General features: G+C 75.4%; 20 protein-coding genes. 13 read left to right on the forward strand and 7 right to left on the reverse strand.

All coding sequences use genetic code 11. The features are described from left to right. Positions 1–187: 187 nt before the first annotated feature. Positions 188–931 carry a polyphosphate--glucose phosphotransferase gene (gene ppgK / locus ACJTNH_RS15985; RefSeq protein WP_458177368.1) on the reverse strand — a complete coding sequence of 248 codons (744 nt, stop codon included), beginning with the start codon at positions 929–931 and terminating at the stop codon, positions 188–190. A 59-nt stretch (positions 932–990) separates the two neighbouring features. Between ppgK and ACJTNH_RS15990 the strand changes: the two genes are divergently transcribed. Then, complete coding sequence (locus tag ACJTNH_RS15990) at positions 991–1842, forward strand: inositol monophosphatase family protein (protein ID WP_458177370.1); 852 nt, start codon at positions 991–993, stop codon at positions 1840–1842. Positions 1843–1888: 46 nt separating this feature from the next. On the opposite strand, the gene ACJTNH_RS15995 is transcribed toward ACJTNH_RS15990, so the two are convergent. Both ACJTNH_RS15995 and ACJTNH_RS16000 read right to left on the reverse strand, forming a co-directional pair. Next, entirely contained in the window at positions 1889–2440 is a 552-nt protein-coding gene (locus ACJTNH_RS15995) for a LytR C-terminal domain-containing protein (protein ID WP_458177372.1), read from the reverse strand. 61 nt (positions 2441–2501) lie between these two features. Beyond that, positions 2502–3548 carry a phosphotransferase family protein gene (locus ACJTNH_RS16000; protein ID WP_458177374.1) on the reverse strand — a complete coding sequence of 349 codons (1047 nt, stop codon included), beginning with the start codon at positions 3546–3548 and terminating at the stop codon, positions 2502–2504. A 344-nt stretch (positions 3549–3892) separates the two neighbouring features. On the opposite strand from ACJTNH_RS16000, the gene ACJTNH_RS16005 reads away from it, so the two are divergent. From ACJTNH_RS16005 to ACJTNH_RS16035, 7 genes are all read left to right on the forward strand, one after another. Next, the gene (locus ACJTNH_RS16005; RefSeq protein WP_222196174.1) at positions 3893–4192 is read left to right on the forward strand and encodes a DUF4193 domain-containing protein; all 300 of its coding nucleotides are present in this window, start codon (positions 3893–3895) and stop codon (positions 4190–4192) included. 13 nt (positions 4193–4205) lie between these two features. Beyond that, positions 4206–5168, forward strand: coding sequence for a hypothetical protein (locus ACJTNH_RS16010; protein ID WP_458177376.1), 963 nt, complete (start codon positions 4206–4208; stop codon positions 5166–5168). A gap of 84 nt (positions 5169–5252) precedes the next feature. Further along, complete coding sequence (gene dut / locus ACJTNH_RS16015; RefSeq protein WP_458177378.1) at positions 5253–5774, forward strand: dUTP diphosphatase; 522 nt, start codon at positions 5253–5255, stop codon at positions 5772–5774. Between the two features lies 1 nt (position 5775). Continuing rightward, the gene (locus ACJTNH_RS16020; RefSeq protein ID WP_458177380.1) at positions 5776–6621 is read left to right on the forward strand and encodes a DUF3710 domain-containing protein; all 846 of its coding nucleotides are present in this window, start codon (positions 5776–5778) and stop codon (positions 6619–6621) included. After that, positions 6618–7418 carry an alpha/beta hydrolase family protein gene (locus ACJTNH_RS16025; protein ID WP_458177382.1) on the forward strand — a complete coding sequence of 267 codons (801 nt, stop codon included), beginning with the start codon at positions 6618–6620 and terminating at the stop codon, positions 7416–7418. Before ACJTNH_RS16020 ends, ACJTNH_RS16025 begins: the two co-directional genes overlap by 4 nt. After that, positions 7415–7816, forward strand: coding sequence for an OB-fold nucleic acid binding domain-containing protein (locus ACJTNH_RS16030; RefSeq protein WP_458177384.1), 402 nt, complete (start codon positions 7415–7417; stop codon positions 7814–7816). The genes ACJTNH_RS16025 and ACJTNH_RS16030 overlap by 4 nt, the downstream gene beginning before the upstream one ends. Positions 7817–7841: 25 nt before the next feature. Continuing rightward, on the forward strand, positions 7842–8642 hold the full coding sequence (locus ACJTNH_RS16035; RefSeq protein ID WP_458177386.1) for a DUF3159 domain-containing protein: 801 nt from the start codon (positions 7842–7844) through the stop codon (positions 8640–8642). 61 nt (positions 8643–8703) lie between these two features. Here ACJTNH_RS16035 and ACJTNH_RS16040 read toward each other — a convergent pair whose 3' ends face one another. Next, positions 8704–9372 (reverse strand): potassium channel family protein, encoded by a 669-nt coding sequence (locus ACJTNH_RS16040; RefSeq protein WP_458177388.1) that lies wholly within the window; start codon positions 9370–9372, stop codon positions 8704–8706. Then, positions 9372–10040: a potassium channel family protein gene (locus tag ACJTNH_RS16045; RefSeq protein WP_458177390.1), complete on the reverse strand. Its 669-nt coding sequence runs from the start codon at positions 10038–10040 to the stop codon at positions 9372–9374. The genes ACJTNH_RS16040 and ACJTNH_RS16045 overlap by 1 nt, the downstream gene beginning before the upstream one ends. A gap of 200 nt (positions 10041–10240) precedes the next feature. On the opposite strand from ACJTNH_RS16045, the gene ACJTNH_RS16050 reads away from it, so the two are divergent. Then, on the forward strand, positions 10241–12274 hold the full coding sequence (locus ACJTNH_RS16050) for an APC family permease (protein WP_458177392.1): 2034 nt from the start codon (positions 10241–10243) through the stop codon (positions 12272–12274). 169 nt (positions 12275–12443) lie between these two features. Next, entirely contained in the window at positions 12444–13646 is a 1203-nt protein-coding gene (locus ACJTNH_RS16055) for a class I SAM-dependent RNA methyltransferase (RefSeq protein ID WP_458177394.1), read from the forward strand. Positions 13647–13687: 41 nt separating this feature from the next. Here the strand turns inward: ACJTNH_RS16055 and ACJTNH_RS16060 are convergent, their stop codons facing one another. Further along, entirely contained in the window at positions 13688–13825 is a 138-nt protein-coding gene (locus tag ACJTNH_RS16060; RefSeq protein WP_458177396.1) for a hypothetical protein, read from the reverse strand. A gap of 234 nt (positions 13826–14059) precedes the next feature. After that, the gene (locus tag ACJTNH_RS16065) at positions 14060–14722 is read right to left on the reverse strand and encodes a class I SAM-dependent methyltransferase (protein WP_458177398.1); all 663 of its coding nucleotides are present in this window, start codon (positions 14720–14722) and stop codon (positions 14060–14062) included. Positions 14723–15198: 476 nt separating this feature from the next. On the opposite strand from ACJTNH_RS16065, the gene ACJTNH_RS16070 reads away from it, so the two are divergent. The 3 genes from ACJTNH_RS16070 to ACJTNH_RS16080 all read left to right on the forward strand — a co-directional run bounded on the left by ACJTNH_RS16070 (position 15199) and on the right by ACJTNH_RS16080 (position 17885). Beyond that, entirely contained in the window at positions 15199–15567 is a 369-nt protein-coding gene (locus tag ACJTNH_RS16070) for a hypothetical protein (RefSeq protein ID WP_222196186.1), read from the forward strand. 105 nt (positions 15568–15672) lie between these two features. Continuing rightward, positions 15673–17598: a 1-deoxy-D-xylulose-5-phosphate synthase gene (dxs, locus tag ACJTNH_RS16075; RefSeq protein WP_458177400.1), complete on the forward strand. Its 1926-nt coding sequence runs from the start codon at positions 15673–15675 to the stop codon at positions 17596–17598. Then, positions 17595–17885 (forward strand): thiamine-binding protein, encoded by a 291-nt coding sequence (locus ACJTNH_RS16080; RefSeq protein WP_458177402.1) that lies wholly within the window; start codon positions 17595–17597, stop codon positions 17883–17885. The genes dxs and ACJTNH_RS16080 overlap by 4 nt, the downstream gene beginning before the upstream one ends. Positions 17886–18095: the final 210 nt, after the last annotated feature.

Below are 18095 nucleotides of genomic sequence, written 5' to 3' on the forward strand. Positions count from 1 at the left end.
GAGGTGTTTCACCGTGCTGGGGACCGGGGATGACCTGCTGGCTGAGGAGCGGCGCGCTGGGGCGGCTCCATTGTAACGACGGGCACGTCCCGGTCCACCGGTTCTGTGCCGGGTGCGGTCCGGTGACCTGCGCGGCCCCGCCCGCCGGGGGAGCCCGTGCGGAGCCCCACCCGGCGAGCGGTCGCCGTCACTGCCCGATGTGCTGCTCCGCGGCCAGCGCCGCCCCGACGATGCCGGCGTCGTTGAGCAGCTCGGCGGCGACGACCCGGGTGCGGGTCGACAGCAGCGGGACCCACTTGTCGGCCTTCTTGCTCACCCCGCCGCCGACGATGACCAGGTCGGGCCAGAGGCTGTGCTCCAGCGTGTCCAGGTAGCGGTCGACGCGCTTGGCCCACTGCGGGTAGCTGAGCTCCTCGCGCTCCCGGGCGGAGGCGGAGGCGCGCTTCTCGCCGTCCTCGCCGTCGACCTCGATGTGGCCGAACTCGGTGTTGGGCACGAGCGTGCCGTCGATGAACAGGGCGCTGCCGATGCCGGTGCCGAAGGTCAGCATGAGCACCAGGCCCCGCTCACCGCGCCCGGCGCCGTAGGCCATCTCGGCGATCCCGGCCGCGTCGGCGTCGTTGAGCGTCTGCACGGTGCCGGGGATCACCGCCTCCAGGCCGGCGGCCATGTCGGTGCCGATCCAGCTCTTGTCCATGTTGGCGGCGGTGAAGGCCACGCCGTGCTTCATGACCCCCGGGTAGGTGACGCCGATCCGCCCCTCCCAGCCGAACTGGCCGACGATGTCGGCCACCACCCCGTAGACGGGGTCGGGGAGGGCCGGCTGGGGGGTCGGGATGCGCACCCGTTCCCCGACCAGCTCGCCCTTGTCCAGGTCGACCACACAGCCCTTGATGCCACTGCCACCGATGTCCACTCCGAAGCCCTGCACGGGGGGAGGCTAGCGACCCGTGGGTGCGATGGCACACAGGTCGGGCAGGATCCCGTCCCGTGACCACCTCCGGCGCCACCCCGTCCCCCTCCGGCACCCCCGCCCCGGACCTGCCCACCGAGCTGCTCGAGCTGGCCCGGGCCACCGCCGAGGAGGCCGCGGGCCTGGTCGGTGCGGGGCGCAGCAGCGCGGCCGAGGAGGTGGACACCAAGTCCAGCCCGGTCGACGTGGTGACCGCCGTCGACAAGGCCAGCGAGGCGCTCATCGTGCGGCGGCTCCTGGCGGCCCGCCCCGACGACGGGGTGCTGGGGGAGGAGGGCGCCGCCACCGAGGGCACCAGCGGGGTCCGTTGGGTCGTCGACCCCATCGACGGCACCGTCAACTTCCTCTACGGCCTGCCCGCGTTCGCGATCTCCATCGCCGGCCAGGTCGACGGCCGCACCGAGGTCGGCGTGGTGCTCAACGTCGGCAACGGCGAGCTGTTCACCGCGGTCCGCGGCCAGGGCGCGTGGCTGACCGCGCCGGGGGCGGCGTCCATGCAGCTGCACGGCAGCTCGCCGGCGTCCCTGGAGCAGACGCTGGTGGCCACCGGGTTCGGCTACCGGGTGGAGCAGCGCCGCGCCCAGGGGGCCGTGGTGGCCCAGCTGCTGCCCGAGGTGCGCGACATCCGCCGCTGGGGCTGCGCGTCGCTGGACCTGTGCGCCGCCGCCGCCGGGCGGGTCGACGCCTACTACGAGCTGGACCTCAAGCCCTGGGACCACGCCGCCGGCGCCCTGATCGCTGCCGAGGCCGGCCTGGTCGTCACCGGCACGGCGGGCCGGCCGTTCGCCGAGCCGATGGCCGTCGCGGCGGCACCGTCGGTGGCCGGCCACCTCGTCGAGCTGCTGGAGCGGCTGCACGCCGCCGGCTGAGCCGGTCCGCCGGCCCACCCCGTGACGGGGCCGGGCCGGCGGGTGGTCAGCAGGAGGCGGCGTCGGCCTCCTGGGCCGGGGCGAGGGCCGCGGCGACGTCCTCCGCCGACGCCAGCCCGGCGTAGTCGGGCCCGAGCACCACGTCCACCACGGTGGTCGCCCGGGTGTCGCGGCGCTCGGTGGCCTGGGGCAGGTACAGCTGCACGAAGCGGGCGACCCCACCGCCGGCCGGTCCGTACCGGAGCTCGCCGACGCCGGTGACCTCGTGGTCGGTCTGGTCGTTGGCGATCTCCTGGACCACGAAGCCGACGGCCTGCAGCTGCGCGGCGACCTCACCGGCCCGCCCGGCGACGTCGCTGGCGTTGAGCACCCGGAGGGTCACGGTGCTGGGGTCCAGCGCCTCGGGCGCGTTCTCGGCGCTGCTGCAGGCGGCCGCCTGTGCCTCCTGGCGGGCCCGTTCGTCACCGAGCACGTTCCACCACACCGCCAGTGCGGCCAGGGCCAGCACCAGCAGGAAGACCAGCGCCGGCAGGGGCCGGCGGTTGCGCGGCGCGCTGCCGGGTCGCCGCGTTCCCGTCTCGCTCACGGTCTCGGTCACGGGGTCCTCACGGCGGCGGCGAGCACGTACACGGAGGCGACCCTAGCGGCGGGCGGACCCGCTACAGCGCACCGTCCTCGAGCGCGGCGCGTCCCAGTTCGACGCAGGGGTCGATCTTCTCGGCGTACCCCGTGGTGTCCTTGCCGGCCATCGCCCCGGCCTTCGAGCGGGCGACGATCCCGGCGACGATCGCGGCGAACTTGAAGTAGGCGAAGCCCACGTACCAGTTGAGGTCGGCGAGGTCCGCGCCGCTGCGGGAGGCGTACCGCTCGGCCAGCTCCAGCCGGGTCGGGAAGCCGGGCAGCGTGGTCACCGAGGACACCGAGACCGCGCGCTCCTCACCGGCCTGCGGCCAGTAGACGAAGAGCATCCCGAGGTCGGTGAGCGGGTCGCCGAGGGTGGACATCTCCCAGTCCAGGACGGCGCGCACCCGGCCGGGGGCCTCCGGGTCGAGCAGGCAATTGTCCAGCCGGTAGTCGCCGTGGGTGATCCCGCTGCGCTGCGAGGCCGGCACGGTCTCGGCCAGCCGCGCGGCCAGCGCGTCCAGGGCCGGCCGGTCGGCGTCCCGGGTGGCGTCCCACTGCTTGGTCCAGCGGCGCACCTGCCGTTCCAGGAAGCCCTCCGGACGGCCGAAGTCCGACAGGCCCACCGCGGCCGGGTCGACCGCGTGCAGGTCGGCCAGCACGTCCATCAGCCCGTCGGCGACCGCCCGGCGCTGCGCCGGGGCGTCGGCGTACCCGGCGGGCAGCTCGTTGACCACGTGCACGCCCACCACCCGCTCCATCACGTAGAACGGGGCGCCGAGCACCGAGGTGTCGGTGGCCAGGTGCAGCGTGCGCGGCACCGGCACGGGTGTGCCGGCCAGCGCGGAGATGACCCGGTGCTCGCGCACCATGTCGTGCGCGGTGGCCAGCACGGCGCCCGTCGGCGGGCGGCGCAGGATGACCGCGTCGTCCTCGGGCGCACCCTCGGGGGTCACCACGTAGGTGAGGTTGGACATGCCCGCGGCGATCAGCTCGACGCGCACCGACCGCCACCTCTCGTCGCCGAGAGCGGTCGCCAGGTAGGGCCCGACGACCCCCGGATCAGCACCCACTGGAGTCGCCACGGCGGCAGGGTAGCCTCTGGCGCTCCCACGCTCGCCCGGCCTCCCGGCGACTCGATGTGTCGGCCTGCAGCAGGCGGGCACAAACGGGGGCCTGACGGCGTTGGGCGGCTGGCCGGACTGCAGCGACGGACGCCGGGGCGACCGGGACGGCGATCTGCCGACCCGACCGCGCCGCACCGTCGACCGCACGACCGAGCCACACCGGCCAGGGACCCAGCAGGGACCCCGGCCGGCGACAGACCCCCGGCCGCCGAGGCGGCCGGCACCACCGCCGCCGGCGCCTCGGCGCCGACGGCAGACGAGCGGGCCGTGCGCCCGCGATGAGACGAGAGAAGGGGCACACCATGGCCACCGACTACGACGCCCCCCGCCGCAACGAGACCGACGAGCTCGGCGAGGACTCGCTGGAGGAGCTCAAGGCCCGCCGGGCCGAGGCCCAGTCCTCCTCGGTCGACGTCGACGAGACCGACTTCAACGAGAACCTCGAGCTCCCCGGCGCCGACCTGTCCAACGAGGAGCTGACCGTCCGGGTGCTGCCCAAGCAGGAGGACGAGTTCACCTGCTCCAGCTGCTTCCTGGTGCAGCACCGCAGCCGGCTGGCCGCCACCCGCGGCGACCGGCTGCTGTGCCGGGACTGCGCCTGATCGGCGCCGGTCGATGAGCGAGCAGCCCGGCCGGTCCGGCCGTCCCCGGGACGTCCCCCCGCCACGCCCCGTCGATGCGACCGGGGAGCCGGTGGAGGGCGAGGTCATCGGCGCTGACAGCGGGCTCGGCTCCGCCGCCCGCGCCCTGGCCGACGCCGTGGCCGGGCTGCTCGGCAACGGAGCCGGCAAGGACGGCACCCGCGGCTCCGCACGGGCCGGTGCCGGCGCCCGGGCCGCGTCCGGTGTGCTCGCCGACGTCGTCGGCGCGGTCGCCGGCGCGGCCCGGTCGGCCCGGTCGGACGACGGGGGCCGCCGGGCGGCGGGTGGCTCGGACCGGGCCACCGGTGCCGGCCACGGCGCCGACGGCGGGTCGCGCGGCTGGGCTCCCGGCGGACTGCTGACCGACCTGCTCGACGCCGCGGCGCCCCGCCTGCCGATCCGCGACCGGGAGCGGTTGCGCCGCGCCCACCCGGGGGCCTCCGACGGCGAGATCGCCGACGCCCTGGTCGCCCGGGCCGCCCGGCTCACCGGCGCGGTCGGGGCGGCGACCGGCGGGCTGGCGGCCGCCCAGTGGTTCGCCCCGCCGTCGATGGTCGCCGTCCCCCTGGAGCTGGGGGCGCAGACGGTGCTGGTCGCGGCGGTCGAGGTGGTGCTCGTCGGCGAGCTGCACGAGCTGGCCGGCCGGCCGGCGCCCGGGGACGCGCGGGAGCGCGCCGCGGCGTACCTGTCCAGCTGGACCACCCAGCGCGCGGTCGGCTCGCCGGGCCGGGGCGGGTTGTTCGCCACGATGAGCTCCGCGGGGGTCGCCGCGCTGCGCCGGCGGGTCACCCGCCGGCTGGCCCGCAGCACGACGTCCATGGCCCCGCTGCTGGTGGGCGCCACGCTGGCCGCCCGCGGCAACCGCAAGGCCACCGCCGAGCTGGCCGATCGGCTGCGGTCGGACCTGCACCTGCCGCCCGCCGCCCCCGGCTCGTGACCGCGGGGCGGCACCGGCGTGGGGGAGCCCGCCGACCACCGGCCGCCCACCACCGGTGCGGCCCGCGCGGCTAGCCTCGCCGCCGTGCCCCTGCCCCCCGCTGACGACCCGGTGCCCGGCCCGGTCGACGTCCCCGTGCTGCTCACCGGTCCGGACGCCGTCGCGCCGGCCTACGCACTGCCGGGGGACGCCGGCGCCGACCTCTGCCTGGCCGAGGACGTGGAGCTCGCCCCGCACCAGCGCGCGCTGGTCGGCACCGGGGTCGCCGTGGCGATCCCCGAGGGCTTCGCCGGCTTCGTCCACCCCCGCTCGGGGCTGGCGCACCGGCTGGGCCTGAGCCTGGTCAACGCGCCGGGGACGATCGACGCGGGCTACCGCGGTGAGATCAAGGTCAACCTGGTCAACCTCGACCCCACGACCACGCTCCGGCTGAGCCGGGGCGACCGGGTCGCCCAGCTGGTCGTCCAGCCGGTCGTCCGCGCCCGCTTCGTCCCGGTGGCCGAGCTGCCGGTCAGCGAGCGGGGCAGCGCCGGCCACGGCTCGACCGGTGGCGCGGTGGGGCTGGGCGCCGACAGCACTCCCTCGAGCCTGGAAGGACGGGTCTGACATGCCGTTCGGACGCCGACGCAACCGGATCGACCGCAGCCTCCGCGAGCGGGGCGTGCCGCCCGAGCCGCAGGTGCGCGAGCGGGAGGAGACCGCCACCAGCGGCCCCTGGGACGAGGCGGACGCCCCGCAGGACGGGCGGCCCCGCGTGGACCTGGGCGCGATGCGGGTCCCGGCGGTCGGCGGCATGGAGCTGCGGGTCGACGTGAACGCCCAGCAGCAGGTGGTCGGCGCCAGCCTCCGGATGGGGGACTCGCTGCTCCAGCTCTCGGTCTTCGCCGCTCCCCGGGCCGGTGGCCTGTGGGACGAGGTCCGGGCCGACCTCGCCCGGGGCGCCAGCGGCCAGGGCGGCCAGCTGAAGGAGGTCGACGGGCCGTTCGGCCGGGAACTGGCCGGCTCGGTGCTGCTCACCCCGAGCACGCCGCCCGGGCAGACGGCGCCGGCCAAGCCGGTGCGCCGGCCGGCCCGCTTCCTCGGCGTCGACGGTCCCCGGTGGTTCCTGCGCGGCATGATGACCGGCCCGGCGGCCGAGTCGCCGGAGGCGGGCGCAGCACTGGAGGCGGCGTTCCGTGAGGTCGTCGTGGTCCGCGGCGCGCAGCCGATGCCGGTGCGCGAGCAGCTCCCGCTGACCCTCCCGGCGCAGGCGGCGGCGCAGATGGCCCGGCAGCAGGCAGCTGCCCGCGCGCCCGGCCGGCCCGCCGCGGCGGCCCCGGCCGTGACCACCCCGCCCGCCTCCCCGGCCACCGGCCCCGCGTCGCCCGTGCCCGGCAGCACGACTCCCGCTCCCGGCGTCACCCCGCCGTCGAGCACCCCGCCGTCCAGCACCCCGCCCGGCAGCGCCGGGTGACCGCCGCGCCGGTCGTCCACGCCTACGGCCCCGCCCCGGACCAGTTCCTGGAGGTCACGCTCCCCGACGGCGACGGGGCGGCACCGGTGGTCGTCGTCCTGCACGGCGGGTTCTGGCGCGCTCGGTACGGGATCGAGCTGGCCCGGCCGCTGGCCGCCGACCTGGCCGCCCGTGGCTGGGCGGCGGTCGCCGTCGAGTACCGCCGGGTGGGTGCCGGCGGCGGCTGGCCGGCCACCCTGGCCGACGTGGCCGCCGCGCTGGACGCCCTGCCGGACGTGCCCGGGGCCGATCGGCTGGACCTCTCCGACGTCACCGTGGTGGGGCACTCCGCCGGTGGGCACCTGGCCGCCTGGGTCGCCGGCCGGGGCCGGCTGCCCGACGGGGCACCCGGCGCCCGTCCCCGGGTGGCGGTCCGCGCCGTGGTCGCCCAGGCCGGGGTGCTGGACCTGGCGGCGTCGGTCGCCGCCGACCTCGGCGACGGTGCCACCGTGGGCTTCCTCGGCGGCACGCCGGCGGAGGTGCCCGACCGGTACGCGGTCGCCGACCCGGCCCGGCTGCTGCCCACCGGCGTGCCGGTGCTCTGCGTGCACGGTGCGCAGGACACGACCGTGCCGCTCGACCAGAGCGAGCGCTTCCGGGCGGCGGCCACCGCGGCCGGGGACACCGTGGAGGTGAGCGTCGTGCCGGGTGACCACATGGCCGTGATCGACCTCGCCGGGGAGGCCTGGCGACGCACCGTGACGTGGCTGACGGCACGCCGGACCGCGGCCCCGGACAGCACTACCCTGGGATCGTGACCGAGACCAGGGTGGGGTCGACCGCGCAGCCCGGTGCGCGCGGCTGGCTCTCCCGCACACTGCAGAAGCTCACCGCCGACGACCAGACCGTCGATGCCCAGGCGCTCCGGTCGGAGACCGCGTCCGCCGGCTGCTCGGCGGTCAGCGCCTGTCGCAAGGGCGAGGTCGTGACGGTGACCGGCCGGATCAAGTCGGTCGTCTACACCCCGCGCGAGACGGTGCCCACCCTCGAGGCCGAGCTCTTCGACGGCTCCGGCTCGGTGACCCTGGTGTGGCTGGGCCGTCGGCGGATCCCGGGCATCGAGCCCGGTCGCCGGCTGACCGCCCGCGGTCGCTTCGCCGCCTTCGAGGGCCGGCAGGTCATCTACAACCCCTGGTACGAGCTGAGCGCCGGGTGACCCGGCCGACCCCGGCCGGCCGGCGATGACCGCCCGGCCCGAGGGGGAGGTGCCGCAGGGGAAGGACGTGACCTTCGACCGGCACCTGGTGCTCGAGCAGCTCGGCGGCTGGCGCGGCATGGTCGACGCCTCGCTGCCGACCATCGCCTTCATCGTCGCGAACTCCCTCGGCGGGCTGACCGTCGGCATCTGGTCGGCCGCCGTGGCCGCGGTGCTCGTCTTCCTGCTCCGGCTGGTGCGGCGGCAGAGCATCCAGCAGGCGATCAGCGGCCTGTTCGCGGTCGCCGTCGCCATCGCCATCGCCCGGTACTCCGGTCAGGCCCGTGACTTCTTCGTGCTCGGCATCGTGCGCAACGCGGGCATCGGGGTCGTGCTGCTGGGCTCCCTGCTGTTCCGCCGTCCGCTGGTGGGCGTGGTCGCCGAGTGGCTCGCGCCCAGCCACCTGGGCGCCATGGCCGCCCACCGGCTGCCCTCGCTGCGCGGCCGGGGCTTCGCCGGCGGCACGCGGCCGGCCCAGGCGGTGGACACCGAGACCGCGGCCGAGGCGATCGGCCGGGTCCGCGGGCCCGACACCCCACCCGAGGTGCACTGGCGCGACGACCCGCGGATGCTGCGGGCCTACAGCTGGCTGACCGTGCTCTGGGGCGGGGTCTTCCTGCTCCGGGCCGCCGTCCAGGGGCTGTTCTACTGGCAGAACGCGGTCGGCTGGCTGGGCACCTCGTCACTGGCCCTCGGGCTGCCGGTCACCGCCGTCCAGCTGGTCGTGACGCTGTGGGTGGTCGCCCGCCTGCACCGCCACCGAGCCGAGGAACAGCCCTCGGCCTGACGGCCCCCTCGCAGGGCCCCGCCGCGAGCTTGCTCGTGGTGGGGGGCGAGGGGGTCCTTCCTCAGCAGCTGCCGTCGGGGCACATGATCTTCTGCAGCTGCTCCTCGATGTCGCCGTGGGTGACGAACAGCAGCTCGTCCCCGGCCTCCAGCGGCTCGTCGGGGTCGGGGCTGATCACCCGGTCACCGCGCAGGATCGTGGTCAGCACCGTCTCCCGCGGCAGCGGCACCTCGCGCACCGGGCGCCCGACCCAGGGGGTGTCCTCGGCGAGGGTGATCTCCACCAGGTTCGCCGCGCCCTTGCGGAAGCTCATCAGCCGGACGACGTCGCCGACGGTCACCGCCTCCTCGACGAGGGCCGCCAGCACCCGCGGCGTGGAGACGGCGACGTCCACGCCCCAGGCCTCGGTGTAGAGCCACTCGTTGCGCGGGTCCTTGACCCGGGCCACGACCCGGTTGACCGCGAACTCGGTCTTGGCCAGCAGCGAGACGACGAGGTTCGCCTTGTCGTCACCCGTGGCGGCGATGACCACGTCGCAGGTGGCCAGCTGGGCCTCCTCCAGCGAGCTGACCTCGCAGGCGTCGGCCTGTACCCACTCGGCGCCGGGCACGGAGCGGGGCTTGACCCGGGAGCCGTTCTTCTCGATCAGCATCACGCTGTGGCCGTTGCCCAGCAGCTCGGCGGCGATGGACCGGCCGACCGCGCCGGCCCCGACGATGGCGACCCGCATCAGTGCTGCCCTCCGGTGGGTGCCTGCTCGACGACCTGGTGGACCCGGTCGGTGAGCTCGTCGGTGGCGGCGAGCACGAGGTGGTCGCCGGTCTGCAGGACCGTGGCGGGGGTGGGCAGCTGGGCCTCGCCGAAGCGGACCAGCCAGGCGGCCCGGGCGCCGGAGGCGGTCTCCAGCTCGGCCAGCGGCCGGCCGACCCAGCCGTCGGTGACGGTGACCCGCATGAGCAGCACCTTGCCGGTGGGCTCGCGCCAGATCTCGGTCACCTTGACCGAGAGCAGCTCGCGCATCAGCCGGTTCACCGTCCAGGGCACCGTCGCGACGCTCGGGATGCCCATCCGCTCGTAGACCTCGGCCCGCTTGGAGTCGTAGATCCGGGCGACGACGTGCTCGACGCCGAAGGTCTCCCGGGCCACCCGGGCGGCGATGATGTTGGAGTTGTCGCCGCTGCTCACCGCGGCGAAGGCGCCGGCGGAGTCGATGCCGGCGTCCAGCAGCGTCTGCCGGTCGAAGCCGAGTCCGGTGACCTGCCGGCCACCGAACTCCGGGCCCAGCCGGCGGAACGCCTCGGCGTCCTGGTCGATCACCGCGACGCTGTGGCCGATCGCCTCGAGTCGCCGGGCGATCGCCGAGCCGACGCGGCCGCAGCCCATCACGACCACGTGCACCTGTCCCACCCCGTCTGCTGCCCAGTACCGCTGTCTCCCGCCCCCGCGGATCGCCGGGGCGTACAGCGCGCGAACGTACACCCGCACCGGACCCGCGGTGCCCGCCCCTGCGGCCTCGACACACCCCTCCGGGTGCCCCTGTGAGGGAGGTCGCCCCGGATGGGCACATCTGGGGGCGCGGCGTCCGTACCATCGCCGCCGTGCCATCCCTGTCCGACCTCGGACAACTCCCGAAACGGCTCGTCCTCGGCCGGCCGGTCCGCAGCGACCGCGCCGGCGAGTCGCTGCTGCCCAAGCACCTGGCGCTGCCGATCTTCGCGAGCGACCCGTTGTCCTCCGTGGCGTACGCGACGCAGGAGATCCTGATCTTCCTGACGCTCGCCGGGACGTCGTTCCTGTTCCTCACCCCGTGGCTCGCCGCCGTGGTCGTCCTGCTGCTGACCGTCGTGGTGCTCTCGTACCGCCAGGTGGTGCACGCCTACCCCTCGGGCGGCGGCGACTACGAGGTCGCGATGAAGAACCACGGCCAGTTCGCCGGCCTGGTCGTCGCCAGCGCGCTGCTCACCGACTACGTGCTCACCGTCGCCGTGTCGGTCAGCTCGGGCACCGACAACATCATCTCGGCGTTCCCCGGCCTGGCCGAGCACCGGGTGCTGATCGCCGTGGGCCTGGTCGCGCTGCTGGTGGCGATGAACCTGCGCGGGGTGCGCGAGTCGGGCAAGACCTTCGCCGTCCCGACCTACGCGTTCATCGCCTGCATCATGGTCATGATCGTCACCGGCCTGGTCCGTGAGCTGGTCGTGGGCGGTGACGTGGTCGCCGAGAGCGCCGGCTACGCGATCACCCCGGAGCCGGGCTACGAGGAGGTCACCGGGCTGGCCCTGGTCTTCTTCGTCCTGCGCGCCTTCGCCTCGGGGTGCACGGCGCTGACCGGCGTCGAGGCGATCGCGAACGGGGTGCCCGCGTTCAAGCCGCCGAAGAGCCGGAACGCCGCCACCACGCTCGCCCTGATGGGCGGGATCGCCGCGACGATGTTCGCCGGGGTGACCGCGCTGGCCCTGCTGGCCGACGTCAAGTACGTCGAGAACGCCTGCGACCTGGTCGGCTTCGACTGCGAGGGGCAGCCCCAGCGGACGGTGATCGCCCAGGTCGCCGCCGCGGTGTTCGGCGGCTCGGACTCCCTCGGCTTCTTCGCGGTCCAGGCGGCGACGGCGCTGGTGCTCATCCTGGCCGCCAACACCGCCTTCAACGGCTTCCCGCTGCTGGGCTCGGTGCTCGCGCAGGACCGGTTCATGCCCCGGCAGCTGCACACCCGCGGCGACAAGCTGGTCTACAGCAACGGCATCCTGCTGCTGGCCGGCTTCGCGATCCTGCTGCTGGTCGTCTTCGACGCCGACTCCACCCAGCTGATCCAGATGTACATCGTCGGCGTCTTCACCAGCTTCTCCATCGGCCAGTGGGGCATGGTGCGGCACTGGAACCGGGAGCTGCGCGCCGAGACGGACCCGGCCGTGCGCGGGCAGATGCAGCGCTCCCGGGTGATCAACGCCGTCGGTGGGTCGCTGACCAGCATCGTCCTGGCGATCGTCGTGGTGACCAAGTTCGCCGGCGGCGCCTGGATCGTCATCGCCGCGATGCCGGTGATCTTCCTGCTGATGCGCTCGATCAACCGGCACTACTCCCACGTCGCCGAGCAGCTGGTGCCCGACAGCGACGCGCGGATGAAGCCGTCGAAGGTGCACGCCGTCGTCCTGGTGTCGAAGGTGCACAAGCCGACGCTGCGGGCGCTGGCCTTCGCCCGGGCCACCCGCCCGGACGAGCTGACCGCCCTCACCGTCAACGTGGACGACGCCGACACCCGGGCCCTGCAGCAGGACTGGGAGCGCTACGACATCCCGGTCCCGCTGACCGTCGTCGACTCCCCGTACCGGGAGATCACCCGGCCGGTGCTGGACTTCGTGCGGGACATCCGCCGCTCCAGCCCGCGCGAGCTGGTCGTGGTCTTCGTGCCGCAGTACGTGGTGGGGCACTGGTGGGAGAACCTGCTGCACAACCAGAGCGCGCTCCGGCTGCGCACCCGCCTGCAGTTCCAGCCCGGCGTCATGATCACCAGCGTGCCGTGGCAGCTGGAGAGCTCGCTGGACCGGGACGGCGGCCCCCGCGGCGACGGCCCGGCCCCCGGCGACCTGCGCCGCGGGCTGACCGAGGACGTCGAGCAGACGCCGTATGGCTGAAGAAGGACCTCCCTTCCCCCCACGACGAGCGAGCTCGCCGCGGGGCCCTGGAGCGTGGCCGAAGAACCGTCGTCGGTCGCAGGCTCCCGGCTCCGCTGCAGGGGCCCGCCGCGAGCCTGCGAGTGGTGGGGGGCAGCGGGGTCCTTCGTGGGTCGGACGCCGGTTCGAGGTGACCGTGGGCCCGGTGGCGCACGGCGGGCACTGCGTGGCCCGGCACGAGGGCCGGGTGGTCTTCGTGCGGCACACGCTGCCCGGCGAGCGGGTCGTGGTCGAGGTGACGGAGGACCGGCAGAAGGGGTTCTGCCGCGCCGACGCGGTCGAGGTCCTGGAGGCGTCGCCCGACCGGGTCGAGCGGCCCTGCCCGTACAGCGGCCCGGGCGGGTGCGGCGGCTGCGACTGGCAGCACGTGGGTCACGAGGGGCAGCTCCGGCTCAAGGCCGCCGTCGTCCGTGAGCAGCTGTCCCGGCTGGCCGGCCTGGACGTCGAGGTCACCGTCGAGCCGCTGCCCGGCGGGCCGCTGCGCTGGCGGTCCCGGGCCCGGTTCGCCGTCGACGGCACCGGGTCACCCGGGCTCCGCCGGCACCGCTCGCACGACGTCGTCCCCCTCGACGACTGCCCGATCACCGTCGAGCCGGCCGCGCGGGCGGTCCTCGGCCGCCGCTGGCTCGACTCCGGCGCCGTGGACGTCGCCGTCGACTCGGCCGGCGTGGTGACGACGACGACGCTCGACCGCCGCGGCAGGCCGCAGGAGACCCAGGTGCTCCGCCCGGGCGCCGAGGTGCCCGAGGAGCCCGCCGGGCGGGCGCAGCGTTCCGCCGGTGGCCGCGACTGGGAGGTCGAGGGGACCGGCTTCTGGCAGGTGCACCCCGCGGCGGCCGACGCGCTCGTCGCGGCGGTCACCGAGTACGCCGCGGTGCAGCCGGGGGAGACCGTGCTCGACCTGTACGCCGGCGCCGGCCTGTTCGGCGGGGCCCTCGCCCCGGGCGTCGGCGCCGCGGGCCGGGTGGTCTGCGTGGAGTACGACGAGGCGGCCTGCGCGGCCGCCGACGCGAACCTCGCCGACCTGCCGCAGGCCGAGGTCTGGCAGGGCGAGGTGGACGCCGCCGGGCTCACCGACCTGCTGCCGGACGTGGGCCGCCCGGACGTCGTCGTCCTGGACCCGCCGCGGGCGGGTGCCGGACAGGACGTCAGCCGGGTGCTCGCCGGCACCGGTGCGCGTGCGGTGGTCTACGTGGCCTGCGACCCGGCGTCCCTGGCCCGCGACGTGGCCGCGTTCGGGGACGCGGGCTACCGCCTGGAGGCGCTGCGGGCCTTCGACTGCTTCCCGATGACCGCCCACGTGGAGTGCGTCGCCCTGCTGGTCCGGGCCTAGACCGGCCTCGGACGGCCGCCGTCGCCGCGGGGGCGGGAGGGTCAGAGCGGGCTGCGGCTGGTGTCCTCGCGCGGCAGGACCCACCGGTCGTCGGCCTTGCGGATGAGGAAGTCGGCGAAGAGGAACGCCTCGTGGACGGCCTCGGCGAGCAGGTCGCGGACGTTGCGGTAGGTGGTCACGTCGGGGCCTCCGTTGCTGCCGAGTGCGTGCGGGCCGGGCGACCCCGGATCGGCCCGGCGGCCGGTCCGTGTGTCCTGGGTCACTGTCCTCATCGGCGTCCCGGCGCGTCTCCCGTACTGCCTCCCGCTCCGCCTCACCCGGTGGTGGTGGCTGGTCCGGCACGTCCGTCGGCCCGGGCGGGACGACGCCGCGGCCGGGCCCGGGGACCGGGGCGCGTCCGGGCGGTCGAGGGGTCACCGCCGGACCGCCAGCAGGTGGGCCTGCGGGGACCTCTCGTACTGCGTCTCCGGCTCGCGCAGCACCCGGACCCGCACGTCGAGGCCGGCCTCGGTGAGCTGCCGTGCCACCCGGTCGGGGTCCAGCCGCCACGCGCGCAGGGAGATGTCGTGCCCGTAGCCCTGGCGGTGGTGCACCGGCTCGTCGCCGGCGGCCTGGAACGCCGTCAGCAGCGGGGCGCCGGGCCGCAGCACCCGGGCCAGCTCGGCGAACACCGCCGGCTGTCGTCCCGGCGGGACGTGGATCAGCGAGTACCAGACCAGGGCACCGGCCAGGCCGCCGTCGGGCAGCGCCAGCGCCTCGAGCGACCCGACCTCGAAGCGCAGGTCGGGGTGGCGCACACGAGCCACCTCGATCATGCCGGGGGAGAGGTCGATCCCGAAGGCGTCCAGCCCGGAGCGGTGCAGGTCGACGGTGAGCCGGCCCGGTCCGCACCCGAGGTCACCGACGGGGCCGCCGCCTCCGGTGCGCACCTGCTCGGTGAAGACGCCCAGCACCGCCCGGTCCATCGGGGTCTCCGCGAGCGACGTCCGGACCAGCTCGGCGTAGGAGACGGCAACGGTGTCGTAGGCGGCGCGGGTCTCCACGACGTCCGGGGGCTCGATCGGGTGCGCGGTCACAGCGCGGAACGTAGGCGCAGGTGCCGACGATCAGCCGTCAGCGCCCAGCCGGCGCCAGGCGGCGGGCGCGGCGGAGCCGTAGCCGATCCGGGTGGCGAGCGCGTGGAGGACTGGGCCCGCGGCGTCCGGACCTGGGTGCTGACCCGCCCGGTCAGCCCGGGGGCCTGGCGCACGGCGCTGGTCTGCGTGGTGCTGGTCACCGCCGTGGACGGGGCCCGCGGTGACGTCCCGTCGGCGCTCGGGGGCATCGTGCTCGCCGCCCTCTGCGGCCGCCGGCTCCGGGCCTCGCGGGCCCCGACGCCGGCCCGCCGCCGGGTCGGGCCCGCCCAGCCGGTCGGTAGGCCGGTCGGGACCGGGCACGTCACGCCGGGCGCCGTCCTGCCCCGGGCGGTACGGCGGGACAGTGGCAGGTCACGCTTCGAACACACGTGCGATCCGGTGTCGAGGAGCGGGGCGGCTGCCCGCACACTGGACGGGTGGACGTCGCCCTGCCCCCCGGCTGGCCGGACGAGGTGCACCCACCCGGCGCCCCCGACTGGGAGCGGACCGCGGTCGCCTGGCTGTTCGACCTCGTGCCACCGGACTACCGCGCCCACGAGGTGCTGCGGCGCTACCCGGTGCTGCTGGCCCGGTTCGCCGGGGACCACGTCGCCGCCGGCCTCGAGGCGGCTCGGGCCGGCTGGCGCACGGTGCGCGTCGAGCTCGCCGACCAGCTGCCGCCGGAGGCGATGGAGGCGGCGATCAGCGCCTACGAGCGGGAGGGCGCCCGGCTGACCCGCGCCGCCCGCGGGGTCGAGGTGGTCGCCGGCGCGCTGCGCGGGGAGCGCTGGGTGCCCCGCCTCTAGCTCCCGGCGCCCACCGGGCAGGTCGCCGGTTCGCGGTTACAGTGGGATCCCACCGGTTGCGCCCCCCACCGGACGCCGCCGACGTCGAGAGGACCCTGCCCCGTCGTGTCGTTGCTCCGCTCGTTGACCGGGCCCGCCGACCTCCGGGCACTGCGCCCCGACCAGCTCCCCGTGCTCGCCACGGAGATCCGGGACGCGCTGGTCGCCGCCGTTGCCAAGACCGGTGGCCACCTCGGCCCCAACCTCGGGGCGGTCGAGCTGACCATCGCCGTCCACCGGGTGTTCGAGTCCCCGCGTGAGCCGATCGTCTTCGACACCGGGCACCAGGCCTACGTGCACAAGCTGCTGACCGGCCGGCTGGACGGGTTCGCCCAGCTCCGCCAGCGGGGTGGCCTCTCCGGTTACCCGAGCCGGGCCGAGAGCGAGCACGACTGGGTGGAGAACAGCCACGCCTCCACGTCGCTGTCCTACGCCGACGGGCTGGCCAAGGCCTTCGCCGTCCGCGGGGAGGACCGCCCGGTGGTGGCGGTCATCGGCGACGGGGCGCTCACCGGCGGCATGGCCTGGGAGGCGCTGAACAACATCGCCGCCGCCCAGGACCGCCCGGTCGTCATCGTCGTCAACGACAACGGCCGCTCCTACTCTCCGACCATCGGCGGGGTCGCCGACGCGCTGGCCACCCTGCGGCTGCGCCCGGGCTACGAGGAGGCGCTGGCCGCCGTCCGGCAGGCGCTGCACCGGGCCCCCGTGGTCGGCACCAAGCTCTATGACGCGCTGCACGCGATCAAGAAGGGCCTCAAGGACGTCCTGGCACCGCAGGGCATGTTCGAGGACCTCGGCATGAAGTACGTCGGCCCGGTCGACGGGCACGACATCGAGATGATGGAGCACGCGCTGCGCCGGGCCCGGTCCTTCGGCGGGCCGGTCATCGTGCACGCGGTCACCACCAAGGGCTTCGGTTACCCGCCGGCGGAGACCGACACGATCGACGCCTGGCACTCCACCGGCGTCTTCGAGCCCGACAGCGGGCTCTCCTCGGCCGCCAAGGGCCCGGAGTGGACCGACGTGTTCGCCGACGAGCTGGTGCGGATCGGCACCGACCGCTCCGACGTCGTGGCGATCACCGCGGCGATGCTGCACCCCACGGGCCTGGCTCCCTTCGCCGAGCGGTTCCCCGAGCGCACCTACGACGTGGGCATCGCCGAGCAGCACGCGCTGACCTCGGCCGCCGGCCTGGCGATGGGCGGGCTGCACCCGGTGGTCGCGATCTACTCGACCTTCCTGAACCGGGCCTTCGACCAGCTGCTGATGGACGTCGCGCTGCACGGCCAGCCGGTCACCCTCGTGCTCGACCGGGCCGGGGTCACCGGCTCGGACGGCGCATCGCACAACGGCATGTGGGACATGTCGATCTGCTCGGTCGTGCCAGGGCTGCAGCTGGCCGCCCCGCGCGACGAGCCGACCCTGCGGGAGGCGCTGCGCGAGGCCGTGCAGGTCACCGACGGGCCGACCGTCGTCCGGTTCCCGAAGGGCGCGCTGCCGCCGGAGGTGCCGGCGATCGAGCGGCGCGGCCCGGTCGACGTGCTGCGCCGGGGCGACGCCGACGAGGTGCTGCTGGTCGCCACCGGCTCGCTGGTGCCGATGTGCCTGGCCGCCGCCCAGCGCGCCGCCGACCACGGCATCGAGGTCACCGTCGTCGACCCCCGCTGGGTGATGCCGGTGGCCGGCGAGCTGGTGGCCCTGGCGGGCGAGCACCGGCTGGTGGTCACCGTCGAGGACGGCGGCCGGGCCGGTGGTGTCGGCACGCTGCTGTCGCAGGCGCTCCAGGACGCCGACCGGGACGTACCGGTGCGCACCCTGGGCCTGCCGCAGCAGTTCTTCGAGCACGGCAGCCGCGGGCAGGTGCTCGCCGACGTCGGCCTCACCGAGCAGGACGTCGCCCGCCGGATCGTAGAGTGGGCCGCCCGGGTCGCCGACCGCACCGCCACCTCGGCCGAGCCGCAGACCGAGGGTGCCGAGGGACAGCAGTGACCGATCAGGTCATCGCCGAGATCCAGGTGGCACCGTCGCCGCCCGGTACCGCCGAGGACCCGCACGCCTTCGTCGAGGCGGCGATCCGGGTGATCCAGGCCTCTGGGCTGCGGTCGGAGGTCGGGGCACTCGGGACGACGATCGAGGGTGACGCCGACGCGGTGTGGGCGACGCTGCGGGCGGCGCACGAGGCGATGATCGCCGCCGGCGCGTCCGGCGGGATCTCGCACGTGAAGATCGCCTCGGTGAACCGCACGATGGACAGCCTCACCCACAAGTTCCGCTGACCGCCGCGCGGACGTCCCCCCTGCAGCAGTGGCTGTCCTCCCGCAGCAACGCTGGTGCAGGGGGACAGCCACTGATCAGGTCAGGTGAATTCACGGGGTGGACGCAACACCGTCGTCGTGGGCCGTCGACAGTAGCTTGGCCATGGCTTCGGCTGGGGTGTCCCAGCCGAGGGTTTTGCGTGGGCGGCCGTTGAGTTCATCGGCGACGGC

This window comes from Modestobacter lacusdianchii (assembly GCF_054177765.1).